Below are 16,575 nucleotides of genomic sequence, written 5' to 3'. Positions count from 1 at the left end.
CGAACGGGATCATGACGGCCTGGCAGTGTGGGGGTCAGGGGTTCGAGTCCCCTCAGCTCCACCCGAACGTGCAGGCCGTCCTCCTCCGGGAGGGCGGCCTGCTGCGTTTCCCGGATCGGTTACGTGTGACGCGCGTAACCATCTACCGGTCGAGACGTTGTTCCGCGCACAGAGCCCCTCACCAGGGCCCCTCTCTCGACTGGAGAAGACGTGCGCCGTCTCGCCGCTTGTCTGTTCGCCGCCGTCGCGGTCCTGCTCGGCCTCGTCGTCGCCCCCGCGGCGCAGGCGACGCCGAAGGCCCCACCCGGGCCGATCCAGTACGTCGCCCTCGGCGACTCCTACAGCGCCGCGTCCGGCGTCCTCCCCCCCGACCCGAACGCGGCGCCCCAGTGCCTGCGGTCGATCCGCAACTACCCGAACGTGATCGCCGCGAAGATCGGTGCGCAGCTGACCGACGTGACCTGCGGCGGCGCAGACACCACGCACTACCGCACCTCGCAGTACCAGGGCGTCCCGCCCCAGCTGGACGCGCTGAGCAAGAAGACGCAGCTGGTCACCATGACCATCGGCGGCAACGACAGCGGCGTCTTCATCAACTCGATCCTGTCCTGCGGCGCGGCCGGGATCGCCTCTGGTGGCCAGGGCGCGCCGTGCAAGGCCAAGTACGGCGATTCCTTCAAGAACACCGTCAAGAGCACCACCTACCCGGCCCTCGTCCAGGCGCTCAACGACGTGAAGGCGCGGGCTCCGCACGCGAAGGTGGCGATCCTCGGCTACCCGTCCATCCTGCCGAAGAGCGAAGGCTGCTTCCCGGTGATGCCCGTGGCCCGGGGTGACGTGCCCTACCTGAACGACCTGCAGGCGACCCTGAACGACGCCGTCAAGCGGGCCGCGGAGCGGACGAAGGTCACCTACGTCGACATGACGAAGGTGTCGCAGGGCCACGACGCCTGCCAGCCGCTGGGTGTCCGCTGGATCGAGCCGGTGCTCGCCGGCACCAATCCGGTGATCGTTCACCCGAACGCTCTGGGCGAGGCGAAGATGGCCGAGCAGACGCTGCGGGTGCTCACCCGCCGCTGATCAGCCGTTCCGTCCGGCCCTCGTCTCCGCAGCCCGGAGGCGGGGGCCGGACGCACGTCTCCGCCGATGGGGCGAGCATGGTCCCCGGATTCCCAGCTGGGGCCGCTACGCTCGCCCATCGCCGGAACGCCGGACCGAGGGAGGCACGTGGTGGTGATCGAGCCGCTCGACGCTGTGCCCGCCGGTCGTCGACCGCGCGGCCGGGCCAGTGACAGCGCCGCCACCCGACGGCTGATCATCGAGGCGGCCGCCACGCTGTTCAGCACGCGGGGCTACGCCAGCGCGTCGCTGAACGACATCGTCGCGGGCACCGGGATGACCAAGGGCGCGGTCTACTGGCACTTCCCCTCCAAGGAGGAGATCGCCCTCGAGATCGTGCGGGAGATGTACGGCAGCTGGCCGCCGATGCTGGCCGAGGTCATGGCCGCCCACCCCGACGCGCTCGACGCGCTGGTCGCCTGCACCTACAAGGCGGCTGACCAGTTCAGCAGCGACCTCACCACGCAGGCGGCGAAGCGGCTGCTGGCGGAGCTGCCCGCGGAGGCGATGGCGAAGCTCCCGCAGCCCTACGTCGGCTGGCAGGGGGCGATCTGCTCGCTGATCATCGAGGGGCAGCGTCGCGGTGAGATCAACCGCGCGGTGGAGCCGGAGGGCACGGCCCAGGCCATCGTGGCGAGCTTCTTCGGCATGCAGCAGGTGTCGTGGGAGCTCACCGGCCGGCGCGACCTGCTCGCCCGCCTGGAGAACTTCTGGAAGCTGGTGCTTCCCCAGCTGCGTCCGCCGTCCTCCTCCTCCGACGGAGCCGGCTAGCAGCGAACGTCAGGGAGCCGCGGTGGTGGTGACGCCGTGCCGCCGGGCCAGCCGCGCGGCGGTGGGCAGTGCGGCGTAGCCGCCGACGAGCCGGGCCCGGCGCACGAGAGCCCGGGCGCGGTGCGTGCTGATCGAGCGGAGCAGGTCCTCGACGTCGGCCTGGACCACGAAGTGCGTGCCGTCGGTGAGGACGACGAGCGTGTCGCCGTGGTGCTCGATCCGCTCGATGGCGTCCGGGTCGACGGAGAAGTGCTCGCCGTTGGAGCAGGTGACAGCGATCACGGCAGCGTTCCTCCGGGCTGGGCGGACAGGGGCCGGCGCGGATGCCGGGCGTGCTCTGGAGACATCGACCCTGGACGGCCTCGGCTGGAGCCCCGCGGACCGAGGAGGCCCCTATCGGGTGACGCGGTCGGGGGAGCTCAGAACCCGAACAGGAGCCCCAGGCCGCCGATGGTGAAGAGCACCATGACCACGACGAGCGGCAGCTGGTCCGAGGCGCGGGCCCGCCGCTCGGAGAGCAGGGCGCGCTCGTGGGCCAGGGTCACCCCGGCGACGTGCCCCGCGATCACCCCGCCCACCTGCACGTAGGCGATGGTGTCGGGGCTGACCGCGGTGAGGTCGACGACGTTGCCGTAGGTGCCGAAGAGGTCGGTGCCCGGAGTGCCGAACGGGTTGCTGGCGAGGATCCACGTCGTCTGGCCGTCGAGGAGCAGCAGGCTGAAGTAGTGCGCGATCGTGTAGCCGAGCGCGATCGGGATGACCGTCGCCGCGTACCGCCGGGGCTGGATGGCGAGGGGCTGCCCGGCCAGCCGTCCGGAGAGACGGGTGCCCAGCAGGTAGAGGGCTGCGACGAGGGCGATGCTCACGACCAGCCCGACCGTGCCGGAGAAGGAGTCGTTGGCCGAACCCGGCCCGGTCTGCCACCAGACGGTCCGGGTGATCCCGTCGAAGGCCGTCGACCCGAGCAGCACGACCACCACGGCGGCGAGCCCGGGGGTCTCCGGGGTGGCGATGGCATTGGTCAGCGGGTTGCGGAGGACCAGCCGTCCGTCGTCGCGGCGGCCCCAGGGGGACAGCCGGGCGACGAGGGTGGAGTAGACCTCGAACCCGTCGCCCTGGGCGAACCAGCCCGCGCCGAACCAGAGGGCCAGGGCGGTGTGCGCCACCGCGTACGCGATGAGGAACGCCGCGACGGTCGCCGGCTCCGCGCGGTCCGGGTAGACGAGCTCGAACCACAGGAAGACCAGCAGCGAGACCGAGGCCGGCCAGAGACCCAGCGCCGGGAGCCGCCCCGCGCCCGGGGCGGTGCGGACCACGAGGCTCAGCACCGCGTGCAGCAGGCGCAGCGGGTTGACCGCACGCCAGACCGGCCCCAGCAGCAGGCTGGCCGGCACCAGCCCCACCCAGAAGGTCACGTACAGCGCCCACGGCGCCAGGTTGAGTCGCGTCTCCGGCGGGCCGGCGGCGGCGGCGGCGAGGACCACGAGGCTCAGCGCCAACGCCAGCGCCTGCAGGATCCGGCGGACGGCGGGGCTGTCCGCGACCCGCTGGACGCTCTCCGGCAGCGGGCGCCCGGAGCCGGGGCCGCCCAGCTTCGGCGCGCGCCAGAAGAGCAGCAGCGCCGCGAAGCTGATCAGGATCGCGGCCCCGGCCCCGTACAGCGCCAGACCGAGCGGGATGGGGAGGTCCGTGCGCGACCCCACCCCGTGGGCGAGCAGGTTCATCCGACCTGCAGCGTCAGCAGCACCGTCCCGGCCTCGTGCAGCTCGAGCTCGAAGACCCCGGGAATCGTCGCGTCGAAGGTCAGCTCCGCGGGGGTCCCCGCCGGGAGGTCCGCGGTGACGTCGTACCCGTGCAGGTGGGCCTCGTCGGGGGTGTCACTGGTGATCGTCACCGTCACCGCGTCCCCCAGCGGAACGGGCACCCGCCCCGTGTCACCGGTGACCGCGCCGCCGGCGACCTGGACCTCCAGGGCGGTCCCGGCCGGAGCGGGAGGAGACGTCGTGACCGCGCTGCTCCCTGCCGCGCCCTCCGCCGGGGTGGACGCGGCCGAGCTGGGCTCGGCCGCGTCCGGAGCCTCGGTGCCGGCGCAGCCGGCGAGGACCAGGGAGAGGGGGAGCAGGGAGAGGGCGAGGATCCGCCGACTCATCGGCCCGCCGCGCCGCGCGCCGTGCTGCCCTGGCTCGTGGCGTCCTGGGTCGTGCCCTCGGTGGTGCCCTCCGCGGCGCTGTCCGCCGGGGCGTCGGCGTACGGCTCGACGGCGCTCGCGCGCCGGGAGTACCGGCCCACGCCCCACGCGATGGCGCCGATGAGCGCCAGCGTGCAGGCCAGGACGACGAGGTTGGAGATCGTCCACAGGCTTCCGGTGGCGTCCTTCAGCTCGCGCTGCAGGATCTCGACCTCGGGGATCGCCGAGCGGGTCATGCCGTCCTCGGCGGGGAGCTCGTCCTCGCCGATCGCCTCGTCGGCCGGGAGGTAGATCGGCACCGCGGTGAGGGTGCGCCCGTCGTGGATCCGCAGCAGCGTCTTCCACGTGCCGTGCAGCGGCACCGGCTCGGTCGTCCGGTAGGTGCCCTCACCGGTGCGCTCGAGCTGGGTGACGACTAGGCCCTGGCCCTGCCAGGCGGTGATCTGCACCCAGGCCGGATCGTCCACGAAGTCGGCCGGGTCCAGCTCGACTGTCACGTCGGCCGTGCGGGGGTCGGTCTCGACGTCCTCGATGCCGAACGTCGCCTGGACGTCGTCCGGCACCGTCGCCATCAGCCCGTTGGCGACCCCGGCGGCCAGCGCGACCAGGGAGCCGACGAGCACGGTGCGGGCGATGGCGGGGCGGGGCAGTCGGCGACGCAGACCAGAGGCGAGCAGCGCGCCCAGCAGGCCGCCGGCGACGCCGCCGACGATCGCCATCAGGGTGCCCTCGACGAGGATGTCGCTGTTCCACTCGAGGGTCTGGGTGAACTGGGTCCAGCCGGCCTCGGTGGCGTGCCCGAGCGTGCCGATCAGCAGGCCGGCGACGGCACCGAAGACCAGCGGCCGGCGGAAGAGCCCGACCGCCAGGGCCAGCAGCTCGACGATGATCGCCGAGCCCAGGTACAGCGGGAACGACGGGGTGATCTCGTCGAACCCGAACCCGACGATCAGCGCGATCCCGCCCCGGATGACGAGGAAGAACGCGACCGCGGCGAGCGCGCCGCCGCGACCCATGAACAGGCGGGCCGCGACCAGCGCGACGCCGGCGGCCCCGGCGATCATCAGCGGCTCGAGGACCAGCCGGAACTGGGGGACGTCGAAGTCGTACTCGCCCTGGAACACCGACAGGCCCAGCAGCAGGCCACCCATGGCCGAGGCCTGGCGGACGAAGCGGGCGGTCTGGCCGACCTTGCGGTCGCCGTCGTCGGTGGAGAGCCCGCCGTGGCCCTCCTGCTCGAGGAGCAGCAGGCCGATGATGGAGAGGCCGGCGCCGCCGATGAGCATGAGGTGCGTCGGGCCCCAGAGGGTGACGTCCTGGCCGAACATCCGGTGCCAGACGTCGTCCAGCGGGAAGCCGAGGAGGGCGTAGAAGCCGGCCGCGGTGAGGATCACGCCACCGACCGGGACGTCCCAGCCACGCAGGAAGTGGATCGCCGAGGGGCCGGGCTTCTCGTCCAACGGCATGGCGCAGGCGAGGATGCCGCCGGCGAAGACGCCGAAGAGGCCGAAGAGGATGAGGAAGTGCGCGGGGTTCGCCAGCGGACCCTCGTCGCGGCCGACGCCGATGTGCAGCGCGATGTCCCAGAGCATCCCCAGCAGGGCGACCAGCAGCGAGATCGTCGTGAGGACGGTCGGCAGCGCCACCCAGGCGGGGACCCCCGTGGCGGAGCCGAGACGATTCCCGATCGTCGTCAGGACCGTGGAGCGGCGGGTGCGGTGCAGCCAGACGAGCGCCAGCAGGATCACCGTCAGCCCGAGGCCGATCCCGGTGGCGACCAGCACCTCACCGATGGCGGCGCCCCCGGCGGGACGTGATTCAGCGGCCAGTGACATGGCTCTCCCTCGAGGCATGGGGCTATGGAACACCCATCACGGTGACATCGACAACTGATACATAGAACGAGCGGCTTACCGTGTGGTCACGAAGGGAAGGACGTGAGCGTGAGCGCACCGCAGATCGAGCCGGCGAACGAGCCGTCCGATCCTCAGCTGACCGTCGACGAACTCGCCGCGCGGGTCGGCGTCACCGTGCGCAACGTCCGCGCGTACTCCGCGCGAGGCCTCCTGCCGCCGCCCCGGATGGTCGGCCGGACCGGTTACTACGGGCGCGAACACGTCGCCCGCCTGCTGCTGGTGCGCGAGATGCTGGCCGAGGGCTACTCCCTCGCGATGATCGAGCGCACGCTGTCCAGCGCGCCGGCCACCACGAGCTCGGCCACCCTCGCGCTGCATCGCGCGCTGCTCGCGCCCTGGCTGCCCGCGGAGCCGGAGATCACGACCGGCGCCGAGCTCGCGGCGCGCGCGGGCGTGCCCGAGCAGCCCGACGTGATCGACCAGCTGGTCGAGATGGGCCTGGTGGAGCGGCTCGACGACAGCCGGATGCGGGTGCTCGACCCCGCCCTGCTCACGGCCGGTCTGCAGGTGGTGGAGCTCGGTGTGCCGCCGGCGGCGCTGATCACGGCCCAGGCGCAGGTCAACGCGCACGTGCGGGAGATCGCACGCATCTACGTGGAGATGTTCGTCGACACCGGATGGCGGGAGTTCGTGGAGGCCGGGGCGCCGCGCGAACGGCTGGACGAGATCCTGGCCACCGTCACGCGGCTGCAGCCCGTGGCCGCGCAGGCCTTGCTCGCGGCGTTCCGCACGGAGATGGCCACCGAGGTCGAGGTGGCGGTCGAAGCCGCGCTCAGTCAGCTCGCGGAGGAGTAGCGGCGCCGTCCTCCGGGAGCGATTCGCGGGCCAGCCCCTCCCGGGTGGCGTCGTCGGCGGCCTCGCGCGCGCTGATCCGGCGGTCGCGGACCACCGCGCCGGCGACGAGGGCGATCAGGAGCGCGGCGGGCACGAAGAAGCCGACGGTCCCGATGATGCTCAGGCCGTCCATGGCGAGCACGTCGTAGTTCGGCATCCACCCATGTGACACCGGCCGATGACACGGTGTCAAACGGAGGTGGTCAGTCGCTGGTCCGGCCCTCGCGCCAGTAGCCCATGAACGCGACCGAGCGACGGTCGACGCCGACGTCCTGCACCAGGTGCCGGCGCAGGCCCTTCACCACGCCGGCCTCACCCGCGAGCCACGCGTAGACGCCCGATGACCCGCGGACGGTCGTGTCGTCGGGCACCTCCCAGAGGATCTCGGAGTCGACGTCGACGTCGGTGAGCTCGGGAGCGGACCCGGGCGCGAGCCGGTCGCCCAACTCGCGGACGGTGGCGGCGACGGCGGCGGTGAGCAGCTGCCCCCGCGGGGCCGGCGGCGCTCCCGCGACCGTCTGACGCGGCAGCCAGGTGACCACCACCCCGCGCGGAGTGGCGAGGTTCAGTGCGTCGACGGCGGTGGGCACCTCGAGCAGGACACGGGCGTGCCGCCCCTCGGGCAGGGTCTCGACGATCGCGCAGATCGCCGGCACCGCGGTCTCGTCACCGGCGATCAGCAGGCAGGACGCGTCGGCCGGCGGGTGCCACTCGTAGCCGCCGGTGGGCCCGGGAAAGCGGGCGTCGGGGCCGACGAGGACGACCTCGTCGCCGGCCGCGGCCTCCTCGGCCCAGGCCGACGCCGGCCCGGTCGCGCCGTGCAGCACGAAGTCGACGTCGACCTCGAAGGCCTCGGGCCGCGCCGCCCGGACCGTGTACGTGCGGATCGGCATCTGGCGCTCCGGCGGGAGCGCCCGCCACTCGCCGTACCAGTCGTCGCCCGACGGGCAGTCGACCAGGCCGCGGCCGGGGAGGGGGAGGAGGACCTTGATCCGCTGGTCCCAGCCGTTGGAGGCGAAGAGGTCCAGCTCGGGGCCGGTGAACGTGATCCGCAGGAAGCTCTCGCTCAGCCGCTGCACGCGGGCCACCTGCACCGGGAACGTGCGGTAGGCGGGGACCTGAACGGTCTCGACTGTCACGCGGTCTCCCGGGTTCGGCAGGTGCAGACCGTCTCTCGACTTAGGCTAGCCTCACCTGGCTTTCGGCAGTCTTGCACACGGCTGCCGCCGTGACCAGAGCCCGTCCCTGGACGTGCTGACCGGACCAGGAGAACGAATGACGACACGCATGCTCCGAGCCGTCACGCTCGGCCTCGCCGCCACCCTGGCGCTCACCGCCTGCGGAGGGAGCCCGGACCGCGAGGAGACCGCCGCCGGGCCGGCGGCCGAGGGGGAGGGCTTCCCCCTCACCGTCGAGCACGCGATGGGCAGCACCGAGATTCCGTCGCGCCCCGAGCGGGTCGTCGTCCTGGACACCGGTGAGCTGGACTCGGTGCTCTCGCTCGGCGTCACCCCCGTGGGAGCCGTCACCACCGCTGTCTCCGACGGCTTCCTGAGCTACCTGGCCGAGGACGCCGAAGGCGTCGAGGTCGTGGGCACCATCGCCGAGCCGGACCTCGAGGCGATCGCGGCGCTGGAGCCGGACCTGATCCTCTCCAACAAGGTGCGGCACGAGGACATCTACGAGCAGCTCGCGCAGATCGCCCCGACGGTCTTCGCCGAGAAGGTGGGTGCGGTCTGGAAGGAGAACCTGCTGCTGGACGCCCGGGCTCTCGGGCTGGAGGACGAGGCGCGCTCGGCGCTGGACGACTACGAGGCGGATGCGGCCGCCCTGGGCGAGGACCTCGGGGACCCGGCGGGCACGACGGTCAGCGCGATGCGATTCGTGGAGGGGACCATCCGCGTCTACACCGCGGAGTCGTTCATCGGAACCGTGCTGGCCGACATCGGCCTGGACCAGCTGCAGCTGCCCACCGGAGAGACGCCGACCTTCGCGGAGCTCTCCGCCGAGTAGCTGACGCAGGCCGACGCCGATCTCGTCCTGTACTTCTCCTACGGCCCGGCCGAGGACTCCGGCGAGCAGGCGGCCGTGGCCGGGCCGCTCTGGCCGCGGCTGACCGCCGTGGCCGAGGACCGCGCCTACGCCGTCGAGGACGACGTCTTCTACACCGGGATCGGCCTGCGGGCGGCGACGCTGCAGCTCGAGCAGCTGCGCGACCTGGCGCTGTAGACCCCGCCCGACGACGAGGGCCCTCTCCCGGGTTCGGGAGAGGGCCCTCGGAGAGGCGGGGCGGAGGTCAGGCAGGCGTCTCGGTGACGATCTGCGCGGCCAGGTACTGCGGCACGCCGACCCGCTCGATCGCGGACAGCTGCGCCTCGAACCAGTCGGCGTGCTTCTCCTCGTCGCGGACCATCTCCTCGAAGACGGCGGCGGTGCCGTGGTCCCCGAGGTCGTGGCACTCCTTGGCGGAGGCGTTAAACTGCGCGACCGCGACCTTCTCGCTGTCGAGGGCGAGCGCGAGCATCTCCTCGGCGGTCTCGCCGATCCGGATCGCACCCAGGCGCTGCAGGTTCGGGTGGCCGTCGAAGAGCAGGACGCGCTGGATCAGTGCGTCGGCGTCGCGCATCTCGTCGATGGAGAGGTCGTAGAACACCTTGCCGAGCTTCGGCAGGCCCCACGCGTCGAGCATGCGCGCGTTGAGGAAGTAGGTGTTCGTGACGGTGAGCTCGAAGGTCAACGCGTCGTTGAGCAGTTCGACCACACGGGGGCTAACGGGCTGCACCAGCGACTCCCAGTTCTCGCTCGGCCGGACGCTCGGTGGTGCGCTCGGCGCGGACCGGGCAATGCTTGCACACGAGGTCGCGCATCGACTCGACGCAGTTGCCGCAGGTGCGGCCGGCGCCGGTGACGCGGGCGACGTCGGCGATGCACCGGGCACCGTTGGCGATGGCCTCGAGGATGTCGCGGTCGGTCACCACGCTGCAGTGGCACACGTACATGGAGCGGTCGCCTCACGTCGGGGGCACGGGGTCGCGCTGCTCCGCCGCGGACGCCGGGCAACGCCAGGGAGGTTAGCCTGGCCTTACCCGATTGCGCCAGTGGTGCAGGTCAGGGCCGCACCCGCCGGAGCGGGTACGGCCCTGTCGGGGCCCACATGGCCATGACGGCCCTGCGCGGTCAGCCCAGCAGCATGCTGCGGACGATCCAGAGGGCGACGACGACGGCGATCGCCGCCGCCAGGCCGACGTAGAGCCGGCGCTCGCGCACCCGGTCGGCCTCCGTCTCGTCGGCGAGCGCCAGGGGGTCGGCCCACACCGGGGCGATCCCGCCGCAGCGGGCCAGCAGCTCCGGCGTGAGGACGATCGGCGGCGAGACGCGGAACGGCTGTCCGGTCCCCACGAGGTCGGTGCTCATACGGTGACCCTCCCGGTCTTCTCGGTCTTGTCCCAGGTCATCGCGGCCCCGCGGAACTCCTTCACGTAGGCGTCCACGGTGATCGCGCACATCATCGGCCCGAAGCCGACCAGGTAGAGCGCCAGCGGCGCGAGCGGCCTGCCCCAGCGGGTGCCCTCCAGCTTCCGGACGCCGTAGGCCAGTGGGATGCAGAGCACCAGCCAGCTGTAGACGAACAGGGTCCAGAAGGTCTCCGCCGTGCCGGTCACCGGGATCAGGCCCGGGAACGCGGCGGCGACGAGGACGACGAAGGAGATGAGCCCCGGGAAGAGCAGCGCCTCGCGCCACACCTTGGACCCCGTCTTCGGATCCACCGACATGGTCAGCGTGATCATGAAGACGAAGGTCGCGATCGGCACGAACACGGCCGCCCCGAACACCTCGGAGGCCAGCCGGCTGTCGAGCAGGAAGAGCCCGATCAGGCCGATCGAGGTGAGCAGCATCGCCACCGGCAGCAGCAGGATCGCAAACCAGAAGATGCCGAAGAAGAAGCCACCGAGCCCCGGGTGCACCGAGCGGCGGAACCACAGGTGCTTGTACATCGAGGTGATCTGCACGTTGCCCCGCGCCCAGCGCAGCCGCTGCTTCCACAGCGCGTCGATGCCGGCCGGCTCCTCGGCCAGCACGCGGGCGTGCGGCTCGAAGACGACCCGGCGGCCGCCGAGCTGGGTGCGGAACGTGGTGACCGTGTCCTCGGCCAGCGACGAGGTGTCGATCTGGCCGCCGATCGCCTCGAGGTTCTCCCGGCTGTGCAGCTGGGCCCCGCCGGCCAGGCAGGCCATGGCGCCGGCGACGTTCTGCGCGCGACGGGACGCGGCCTGCGCGGCCAGGTAGTCGAAGCCGATGAAGCGGGTGATCCCCTGCGGGTCGCCGCTGCCCTCGCGGATGTAGGCGGTGACCGCGCCGACGGTCGGGTCGGCGAGGTGCCGGGTCATCTTGCGCAGCGAGGCCGGCTCGTAGATGACGTCGGCGTCCATGATCAGGAGCGCCTCCATCCAGTCCTCGGCGAGGATGTGCCGCAGCCCGTGGTTGAGGGTGTGCGCCTTGCCCTCGCCGCCCTTGTCGCGGCGCAGGTGCACGACGCGTCCGGGGAAGCGCTCGGCGCAGCGGGCGAGCACCGCGGGGGTGTCGTCGGTGCTGGCGTCGTCGACCACGTAGATCCGCAGCCGGTCCGGCGGGTAGTCCAGCCCGACCAGGCGCTCGATCGACGTCGTCAGGACGGCCGCCTCGTTCCACGCCGGGATCACGACCGCGACGTTGGGCAGGTACGGCCCGGTCTCGCGGTAGTGGTTGCGGACGGCGTGCAGCGGGATCACCAGGAACTGGGCGAGCCCGGCGATCACCGGGATCGCACCCACGCCGACCAGCACCAGCAGGAAGACGGCGAGCACGTCGTGCCCCGTGCTGCCGGAGAAGATCTCGGTCATCGGGTTCCCACCAGTCGGGTCGCGGAGGCAGCGTCGGCCACCCAGGAGTAACGGCCCACGGTCGTGGCCTCGTGGCTGTCGGTGGAGCCGACGAGGGTGACCCCGGCGGCGGCGAGCTGGAGGACGACGCGCGGGCCGGGGCACCGCCACTTCTCGTTGACCTCGACGGTGGTGCCGGTGCGCACGGCGGCGTCGGCGATCGCCGCGACGTGCTCGTCGAGCAGCTCGCTCTCGTGCAGCCCGATCTTGGGCAGCAGGGAGAAGAGGTGGGCGAGCTGGCCGCGGCCGGCCCGCTCCATCGCGCCCACGGTGGCGGTGACGAGGATGCTCATCGCGTCCTCGGCCGACAGGCCGGCGGCGAGCTCCTCGAGGGTGCGGCGCGGGCTCCACGGGCCGTCCGGCCCGGGGAACTGGTGGTCGGCGATGAGCACGCGGTCCACGCCGCCGGCGCCGACGACGAGGTCGTCGGGCACGTCGAGCCGGCCGGCCGCGTCGAGGATCTTCGCCTCGACCCCGGTCAGGACCTCCAGGCCCTCGATGCGGGGCAGCGCGGAGACCTCGGCGAGGAAGCCGGGCACCCACGTCGTCGTCGTCCGGACGTGGTCGACCATGCGGATGCTGGCCAGGCCGCGGTCACGGGCGGCGGCCAGGTTCTCCATGGGCGCGCTGATGGCGTCGTCGGACCAGGTCGAGTGCACGTGGTGGTCGGTGAGGAGCAGGTCGAGCTCCGCGATCTCGGCGATGGTCATCGCGCGGGCTCCTCGGCGACGACGTCGGCCAGGGGCACGAAGACGTCCTCCAGGTACCGGACGACGGCGAGCTCGCGGAACGGCACCGAGGCCGGCAGCGGGCGCCCCAGCGCCAGGTCAAGCGCGAGCGAGGGCATGTCGACGCCGGCGGCGACGGTCAGCGGCATGGCTCCGGGGAAGCGCGGGTTGACCTCGAGCAGCGCGGGGCGGCCCTCGGCGTCGCGGCGCAGCTGGATGTTGGCCACGCCGACCAGGCCGATGGCCGCGGCGATCTGGCGCGCGGTCTCCTCCAGCTCGGGGTCGGCGACCGTCGTGCCGGCCACGGAGACGCCGGAGTCGACGCGGAGGCGGGACCGCGGCACGGCGGCGACGACGGTGCCGTCGGCGTCGGCCAGGGTGTCGACCGAGTACTCGTCGCCGGGCAGGTTCGCCTGCACCAGGATGTCCTCGTCGCTGCCCAGGGCCCGCAGCGCGGCGGCGTCCTCGACCAGGTGCACACCGCGCGAGCCGGCGCCGCGGCGCGGCTTGACGATGACCGGGTAGTCCCAGCTGTCGGGGTCGGTCTCGCCCAGCAGGGCGGTGCGCGGCGTCCGGACGACGCCGGTGCAGCGCTGGGCCAGCGCGTACTTGTCCAGGCAGACCTCGAGGGTCTCCAGGCTCGGGGCCGCCAGCGTGGTGCCGACGGCGTCCAGGCGCTTGCGTTCGGCGGCCAGCCGGGGGAGCTCGACGTCGACGGTGGAGAACAGGACGTCGACCCGCTCGCGCTCGCACAGCTCGACGAGGTGGTCGACGAACTCCTCGCTCAGGCCCGGGCGGACCAGGTGCCGGGCGCCGGCCTCGACCAGGTAGAGGCCGCTGGCGTAGCGGTCCATGTCGGCCGCGAGCAGCACGACGTCGTCGCGCCGGGCCAGGGAGCGCAGCACGGCCACGCCGGCGGGTCCGCCGGCGCCGGTCACGAGGACGCGGGTGGGGGAGTGGTCAGACACCGTAGGACTCCGAGGGGGTCGAGGAGGTGGGGCTGCTGTTCGGCTGGAAGGTCGCGTCGCTGGTGGCGCCGACGACGGCGCCGGCGTCACGGATGACCTCGAGGGGCTCGCAGTACTGGCCGCCGCTGGCGTAGCGGGACCAGTAGCGGGCGGTCGCGAGGACGAAGTCGTCCTGGAGGTAGGACCGGATGCCGGCCTGCGAGCGGAAGGCCTTGAGCAGGTCGAGCTTGGTGCGGGTGAACCCGTCGATGGTCACGAAGCGGGTCGGCCGGAAGTCGATGGTGGCCGAGGGGCTCTGGAAGCACGCGACCGTCGGCACCGACCGGGTCGCGACGCTCGCGGCCTGGTGGACGGCGCGGTGGTCCTGGTGCCGGTCGTTCGCCGAGTGCGTGTAGACGATGGTCGGCCGGACCTCGTTCACGACGCGCTCGATGATCGACATCGTCGGGTCCATCGGGCTGATCCGGGTGTCCTCGAGGTCCTCGAGGAAGAGGCGGGCGCCGATCAGCTCGGCGGCGGCCAGCGACTCGTCCTGTCGGTCGCCGGCCTCGCCGCCGCGGGCGCCGCGGGACATGGTCAGGATGACGACCTGGTCACCGGCGGAGCGGTGGGCGGCCAGCGTGCCGCCGACGCCGATCTCGACGTCGTCGGGGTGCGCGCCGATGGCGAGCACGGTCTGCCGCTGCGGCGCGGCGGCCCGCTTGGCCTGGGCGGTCTCGGCCAGCCGGCGAATCGTGGTGGCGAGGGTGTCCTTGGGGACCGGCTTGACGAGGAACTCGTCGGCCTGCCGGCGGAGCGCGTCCACGGCGTAGTCCACGGACGCGTGCGCGGTCATCACCGTGACCGGGAGGTCGGGGCGGATCTGGCGCAGCCGGTCGAGGAAGTCCAGGCCGGTCATGCCCGGCATCTCGATGTCGGTGATGGCCGCGTCGAACTCGACGCGGCTCGCGAGGGTCAGTGCCTCGAGCGGGTCGGCGCAGGTCGTCACGGTCATGCCGCTCCGCTGCAGCACGGTGCGCACGAACAGTGCGGTGTCGGCGTCGTCGTCGACGACGAGGACGTGCAGTGCACCGTCCACGATTCCGGCTCCCGTCGGTCGGGTCTCCCGGTTCTCGCCGGGAAGGGGACGGGCGTCCCCTGTGACCGTTGACGGCGGGAGGAGCCGCCGTCATGAGCCGAATACGCGGCGATCTCACCCCGGAGGGGGAGACGACCCTCCCGGGCGACCGACCCGCCGCTCAAGCAGGGCATTCGGCGTGCCGATCACCCGGTCAGGTGACGGAGAACCGCCCGGTCCTCCGCACCGTGACAGCTCAGCGTGAGGAGGAACGTCGTGTCCGAACAGTCCGTGCTCGTGGTCGAGGACACCGAGGAGATCCGCGAGCTCGTGGTGACAGTCCTCGAGCGTGCCGGGTTCGCGGTGCGCGCGGTGGGCACCGGCGGAGCGGCACTGGAGGAGGTGCGGCGCGATCCGCCGGACCTCATCGTGCTCGACCTCGGGCTCCCGGACGCCGACGGCACCGAGATCTGCCGGCAGATCCGGGCCGAGACGGCGTGCTACGTCCTGATGCTCACCGCCCGCGCCGAGGAGGTCGACCTGCTGATCGGCCTGGCCGTGGGCGCCGACGGCTACATGGCCAAGCCGTTCTCCCCCCGCGAGCTCACCGCGCGGGTCCAGGCGATGCTGCGTTTCCCGCGCACCGCGCCCGCGGCGGCCCCGACGATCGCGGAGGTGGCCGACTCGGTCCGCCGGCTCGCCGAGCTCGAGGTGGACGAGGACAGCCGCGAGGTGCGGGTGGACGGCGACATCGTCGACCTCACCCGCACGGAGTTCGACCTGCTGGCCGCGCTCGCCTCCCGGCCCGGCCGGGTGCTGCAGCGCGAGACGCTGCTGCGCGAGGTCTGGCAGACCGACTGGGAGGGCAACCTGCGGCTCGTGGAGGCGCACATGTCCAACCTGCGCCGCAAGCTGGTCGCGGCCGGCCTGAACTCGCCCGAGATCAAGACGGTCCGGGGAGTCGGCTACCGCCTGGTCGCCTGAAGAGAGACCCCGTCCAGGGGCCGCGAACGACGAAGGACCCCCGCCTCGGCGGGGGTCCTTCGTCGTTCCTGATCAGGCTCCGGTGAGGGTCTGCAGCTCCTGCACCCGGGAGTGGGCGAGCACGCCGCGGCGGGCGTCGGCGGCGATGGCCCGGCAGATGGAGGCGACCTCGGGGTGGCCCAGCTGGCCGCTGGTGCCGGCGAGGGTGGTGGCGGCCGAGGCGACGGCGGGAGCGTTCCCGGCGGAGGTGCTCGTCGTGATCGCGGAGAGCCGCTCCGGCAGAGCGCTGCGGTACATCTCCTGCAGGCGGTCCATCAGCTCGGCGTCCAGGTCCTCGTCGTGGAGGTCGGCGTCGTCCAGGTGCTGGGCGCCGGCGAGCGGGAGGAGTTCTGCCCGCGCGGCCGGCCCCGTGGTCCGGCCGCGCAGGAAGTCCAGGAGGGTGCCGGGGACGACGACGGCGGGGAGCGGCGCGGAGCGCTCGTCGGCCGGGTCCTCGACGGTGGCGACGGAGTGGACCAGGGTCAGCACGTCGTCACCACCACGGGAGCGGAGACCTTGCTCCAGCCGTAGTCGGTGAGCACGTTGACGGTGACCGACACCTGGAGGCCGGGGCTGCGGCCGGTGGAGTAGGTGACCGTGGTCTGCGTCGGACCGGTGCTGGCGGCGAGGGTCTGGCCCGCGACCGTGGCATTGACGACGTAGCCCGACACCCGGGCCGAGGAGCTGGCGGTCCAGGTGACCCGCGCCTCCATCGAGTACAGGGTGGGACAGGTGATCTGCACGCGCACGTTGGTGGGCGCGGCGACCGTGGTGGTCGTCAGCGTGGTCGGGGTGGGCAGCTTCACCATCTCGGAGAAGGTCGCCGAGGCGGGGGCTCCGGTGCCGATGACGACGGCCAGGGCCAGGCCCAGGACGGTCACGGCTCGTCGGATCACGGTCATCACTGCACCTCCTCGATCTCGTCGGGCCGCGATCAGCGGGCGGTGCCGGTCTTCTGCGTGCCCGTGAAGACCAGGCTCAGCGCAGCGGACTTGCCCTGGAAGGTGTTGTCGGCGGTGGTGGGCAGCGAGACGGTGTAGGCGACGAAGTCG

The 16,575-nt window shown here is 72.6% G+C and carries 21 protein-coding genes; 6 read left to right on the top strand and 15 right to left on the bottom strand.

Annotated features, from left to right (window positions below; genetic code table 11):
• Nucleotides 1-210 precede the first annotated feature (210 nt).
• Together LBW97_RS04755 and LBW97_RS04750 are read left to right on the top strand one after the other, a co-directional pair.
• Nucleotides 211-1,080, top strand: a complete 870-nt coding sequence (locus LBW97_RS04755) for an SGNH/GDSL hydrolase family protein (RefSeq protein ID WP_224498267.1) — start codon at nucleotides 211-213, stop codon at nucleotides 1,078-1,080.
• Between the two features lie 150 nt (nucleotides 1,081-1,230).
• On the top strand, nucleotides 1,231-1,890 hold the full coding sequence (locus LBW97_RS04750; RefSeq protein ID WP_224498266.1) for a ScbR family autoregulator-binding transcription factor: 660 nt from the start codon (nucleotides 1,231-1,233) through the stop codon (nucleotides 1,888-1,890).
• A 9-nt stretch (nucleotides 1,891-1,899) separates the two neighbouring features.
• On the opposite strand, the gene LBW97_RS04745 is transcribed toward LBW97_RS04750, so the two are convergent.
• From LBW97_RS04745 to LBW97_RS04730, 4 genes are all read right to left on the bottom strand, one after another.
• Entirely contained in the window at nucleotides 1,900-2,172 is a 273-nt protein-coding gene (locus LBW97_RS04745) for a flagellar FlbD family protein (protein WP_224498265.1), read from the bottom strand.
• A 137-nt stretch (nucleotides 2,173-2,309) separates the two neighbouring features.
• A complete protein-coding gene (locus LBW97_RS04740) occupies nucleotides 2,310-3,614 on the bottom strand; it encodes a hypothetical protein (RefSeq protein WP_224498264.1) in 1,305 nt (434 codons plus the stop codon).
• A complete protein-coding gene (locus LBW97_RS04735) occupies nucleotides 3,611-4,039 on the bottom strand; it encodes a hypothetical protein (RefSeq protein WP_224498263.1) in 429 nt (142 codons plus the stop codon). Before LBW97_RS04735 ends, LBW97_RS04740 begins: the two co-directional genes overlap by 4 nt.
• Nucleotides 4,036-5,913 carry a hypothetical protein gene (locus tag LBW97_RS04730; RefSeq protein WP_224498262.1) on the bottom strand — a complete coding sequence of 626 codons (1,878 nt, stop codon included), beginning with the start codon at nucleotides 5,911-5,913 and terminating at the stop codon, nucleotides 4,036-4,038. The genes LBW97_RS04735 and LBW97_RS04730 overlap by 4 nt, the downstream gene beginning before the upstream one ends.
• 108 nt (nucleotides 5,914-6,021) lie before the next feature.
• Between LBW97_RS04730 and LBW97_RS04725 the strand changes: the two genes are divergently transcribed.
• The gene (locus tag LBW97_RS04725) at nucleotides 6,022-6,789 is read left to right on the top strand and encodes a MerR family transcriptional regulator (protein ID WP_224498261.1); all 768 of its coding nucleotides are present in this window, start codon (nucleotides 6,022-6,024) and stop codon (nucleotides 6,787-6,789) included.
• On the opposite strand, the gene LBW97_RS04720 is transcribed toward LBW97_RS04725, so the two are convergent.
• A complete protein-coding gene (locus LBW97_RS04720; RefSeq protein WP_224498260.1) occupies nucleotides 6,767-6,985 on the bottom strand; it encodes a hypothetical protein in 219 nt (72 codons plus the stop codon). The genes LBW97_RS04725 and LBW97_RS04720 overlap by 23 nt on opposite strands.
• A gap of 46 nt (nucleotides 6,986-7,031) precedes the next feature.
• Complete coding sequence (locus LBW97_RS04715; RefSeq protein WP_224498259.1) at nucleotides 7,032-7,967, bottom strand: siderophore-interacting protein; 936 nt, start codon at nucleotides 7,965-7,967, stop codon at nucleotides 7,032-7,034.
• Nucleotides 7,968-8,115: 148 nt separating this feature from the next.
• Between LBW97_RS04715 and LBW97_RS04710 the strand changes: the two genes are divergently transcribed.
• Both LBW97_RS04710 and LBW97_RS04705 read left to right on the top strand, forming a co-directional pair.
• Nucleotides 8,116-8,841 (top strand): ABC transporter substrate-binding protein, encoded by a 726-nt coding sequence (locus LBW97_RS04710; RefSeq protein WP_224498258.1) that lies wholly within the window; start codon nucleotides 8,116-8,118, stop codon nucleotides 8,839-8,841.
• Between the two features lie 75 nt (nucleotides 8,842-8,916).
• Nucleotides 8,917-9,057 carry a hypothetical protein gene (locus tag LBW97_RS04705; protein ID WP_224498257.1) on the top strand — a complete coding sequence of 47 codons (141 nt, stop codon included), beginning with the start codon at nucleotides 8,917-8,919 and terminating at the stop codon, nucleotides 9,055-9,057.
• A 67-nt stretch (nucleotides 9,058-9,124) separates the two neighbouring features.
• Here the strand turns inward: LBW97_RS04705 and bfr are convergent, their stop codons facing one another.
• The 7 genes from bfr to LBW97_RS04670 all read right to left on the bottom strand — a co-directional run bounded on the left by bfr (nucleotide 9,125) and on the right by LBW97_RS04670 (nucleotide 14,521).
• A complete protein-coding gene (bfr, locus tag LBW97_RS04700; protein ID WP_224498256.1) occupies nucleotides 9,125-9,610 on the bottom strand; it encodes a bacterioferritin in 486 nt (161 codons plus the stop codon).
• Complete coding sequence (locus tag LBW97_RS04695) at nucleotides 9,597-9,827, bottom strand: bacterioferritin-associated ferredoxin (RefSeq protein WP_224498255.1); 231 nt, start codon at nucleotides 9,825-9,827, stop codon at nucleotides 9,597-9,599. Before LBW97_RS04695 ends, bfr begins: the two co-directional genes overlap by 14 nt.
• A gap of 178 nt (nucleotides 9,828-10,005) precedes the next feature.
• Nucleotides 10,006-10,242: a hypothetical protein gene (locus tag LBW97_RS04690; RefSeq protein ID WP_224498254.1), complete on the bottom strand. Its 237-nt coding sequence runs from the start codon at nucleotides 10,240-10,242 to the stop codon at nucleotides 10,006-10,008.
• A complete protein-coding gene (locus LBW97_RS04685; protein ID WP_224498253.1) occupies nucleotides 10,239-11,708 on the bottom strand; it encodes a glycosyltransferase family 2 protein in 1,470 nt (489 codons plus the stop codon). The genes LBW97_RS04690 and LBW97_RS04685 overlap by 4 nt, the downstream gene beginning before the upstream one ends.
• Complete coding sequence (locus LBW97_RS04680) at nucleotides 11,705-12,457, bottom strand: PHP domain-containing protein (RefSeq protein ID WP_224498252.1); 753 nt, start codon at nucleotides 12,455-12,457, stop codon at nucleotides 11,705-11,707. The genes LBW97_RS04685 and LBW97_RS04680 overlap by 4 nt, the downstream gene beginning before the upstream one ends.
• Nucleotides 12,454-13,443, bottom strand: a complete 990-nt coding sequence (locus LBW97_RS04675; protein WP_224498251.1) for an ATP-grasp domain-containing protein — start codon at nucleotides 13,441-13,443, stop codon at nucleotides 12,454-12,456. The genes LBW97_RS04680 and LBW97_RS04675 overlap by 4 nt, the downstream gene beginning before the upstream one ends.
• Complete coding sequence (locus tag LBW97_RS04670; protein ID WP_224498250.1) at nucleotides 13,436-14,521, bottom strand: response regulator; 1,086 nt, start codon at nucleotides 14,519-14,521, stop codon at nucleotides 13,436-13,438. Before LBW97_RS04670 ends, LBW97_RS04675 begins: the two co-directional genes overlap by 8 nt.
• Nucleotides 14,522-14,776: 255 nt before the next feature.
• Here LBW97_RS04670 and LBW97_RS20335 point away from each other — a divergent pair, with 255 nt between their 5' ends.
• Nucleotides 14,777-15,484, top strand: a complete 708-nt coding sequence (locus LBW97_RS20335) for a response regulator transcription factor (RefSeq protein ID WP_224498249.1) — start codon at nucleotides 14,777-14,779, stop codon at nucleotides 15,482-15,484.
• A 72-nt stretch (nucleotides 15,485-15,556) separates the two neighbouring features.
• Here the strand turns inward: LBW97_RS20335 and LBW97_RS04660 are convergent, their stop codons facing one another.
• Together LBW97_RS04660 and LBW97_RS04655 are read right to left on the bottom strand one after the other, a co-directional pair.
• Nucleotides 15,557-16,012: an Hpt domain-containing protein gene (locus LBW97_RS04660; RefSeq protein WP_224498248.1), complete on the bottom strand. Its 456-nt coding sequence runs from the start codon at nucleotides 16,010-16,012 to the stop codon at nucleotides 15,557-15,559.
• Nucleotides 16,006-16,425 carry a hypothetical protein gene (locus LBW97_RS04655; RefSeq protein WP_224498247.1) on the bottom strand — a complete coding sequence of 140 codons (420 nt, stop codon included), beginning with the start codon at nucleotides 16,423-16,425 and terminating at the stop codon, nucleotides 16,006-16,008. The genes LBW97_RS04660 and LBW97_RS04655 overlap by 7 nt, the downstream gene beginning before the upstream one ends.
• Between the last annotated feature and the right edge of the window lie 150 nt (nucleotides 16,426-16,575).

Origin of the sequence: Blastococcus sp. LR1 (genome assembly GCF_020166105.1) — a bacterium.
GTDB lineage: Bacteria > Actinomycetota > Actinomycetes > Mycobacteriales > Geodermatophilaceae > Blastococcus.
The sequence above is the reverse complement of the archived record's forward strand: the minus strand, read 5'-3'. Positions and strand labels throughout refer to the sequence as shown.

Excerpts from the sequence above, each read along its gene's own strand:
- LBW97_RS04740 (WP_224498264.1), bottom strand. The coding sequence starts at position 3,614 with ATGAACCTGCTCGCCCACGGGGTGGGGTCGCGCACGGACCTCCCCATC.
- LBW97_RS04735 (WP_224498263.1), bottom strand. The coding sequence starts at position 4,039 with ATGAGTCGGCGGATCCTCGCCCTCTCCCTGCTCCCCCTCTCCCTGGTC.
- LBW97_RS04730 (WP_224498262.1), bottom strand. The coding sequence starts at position 5,913 with ATGTCACTGGCCGCTGAATCACGTCCCGCCGGGGGCGCCGCCATCGGT.
- LBW97_RS04720 (WP_224498260.1), bottom strand. The coding sequence starts at position 6,985 with ATGCCGAACTACGACGTGCTCGCCATGGACGGCCTGAGCATCATCGGG.
- LBW97_RS04710 (WP_224498258.1), top strand. The coding sequence starts at position 8,116 with ATGCTCCGAGCCGTCACGCTCGGCCTCGCCGCCACCCTGGCGCTCACC.
- LBW97_RS04695 (WP_224498255.1), bottom strand. The coding sequence starts at position 9,827 with ATGTACGTGTGCCACTGCAGCGTGGTGACCGACCGCGACATCCTCGAG.
- LBW97_RS04690 (WP_224498254.1), bottom strand. The coding sequence starts at position 10,242 with ATGAGCACCGACCTCGTGGGGACCGGACAGCCGTTCCGCGTCTCGCCG.
- LBW97_RS04685 (WP_224498253.1), bottom strand. The coding sequence starts at position 11,708 with ATGACCGAGATCTTCTCCGGCAGCACGGGGCACGACGTGCTCGCCGTC.
- LBW97_RS04680 (WP_224498252.1), bottom strand. The coding sequence starts at position 12,457 with ATGACCATCGCCGAGATCGCGGAGCTCGACCTGCTCCTCACCGACCAC.
- LBW97_RS04655 (WP_224498247.1), bottom strand. The coding sequence starts at position 16,425 with ATGACCGTGATCCGACGAGCCGTGACCGTCCTGGGCCTGGCCCTGGCC.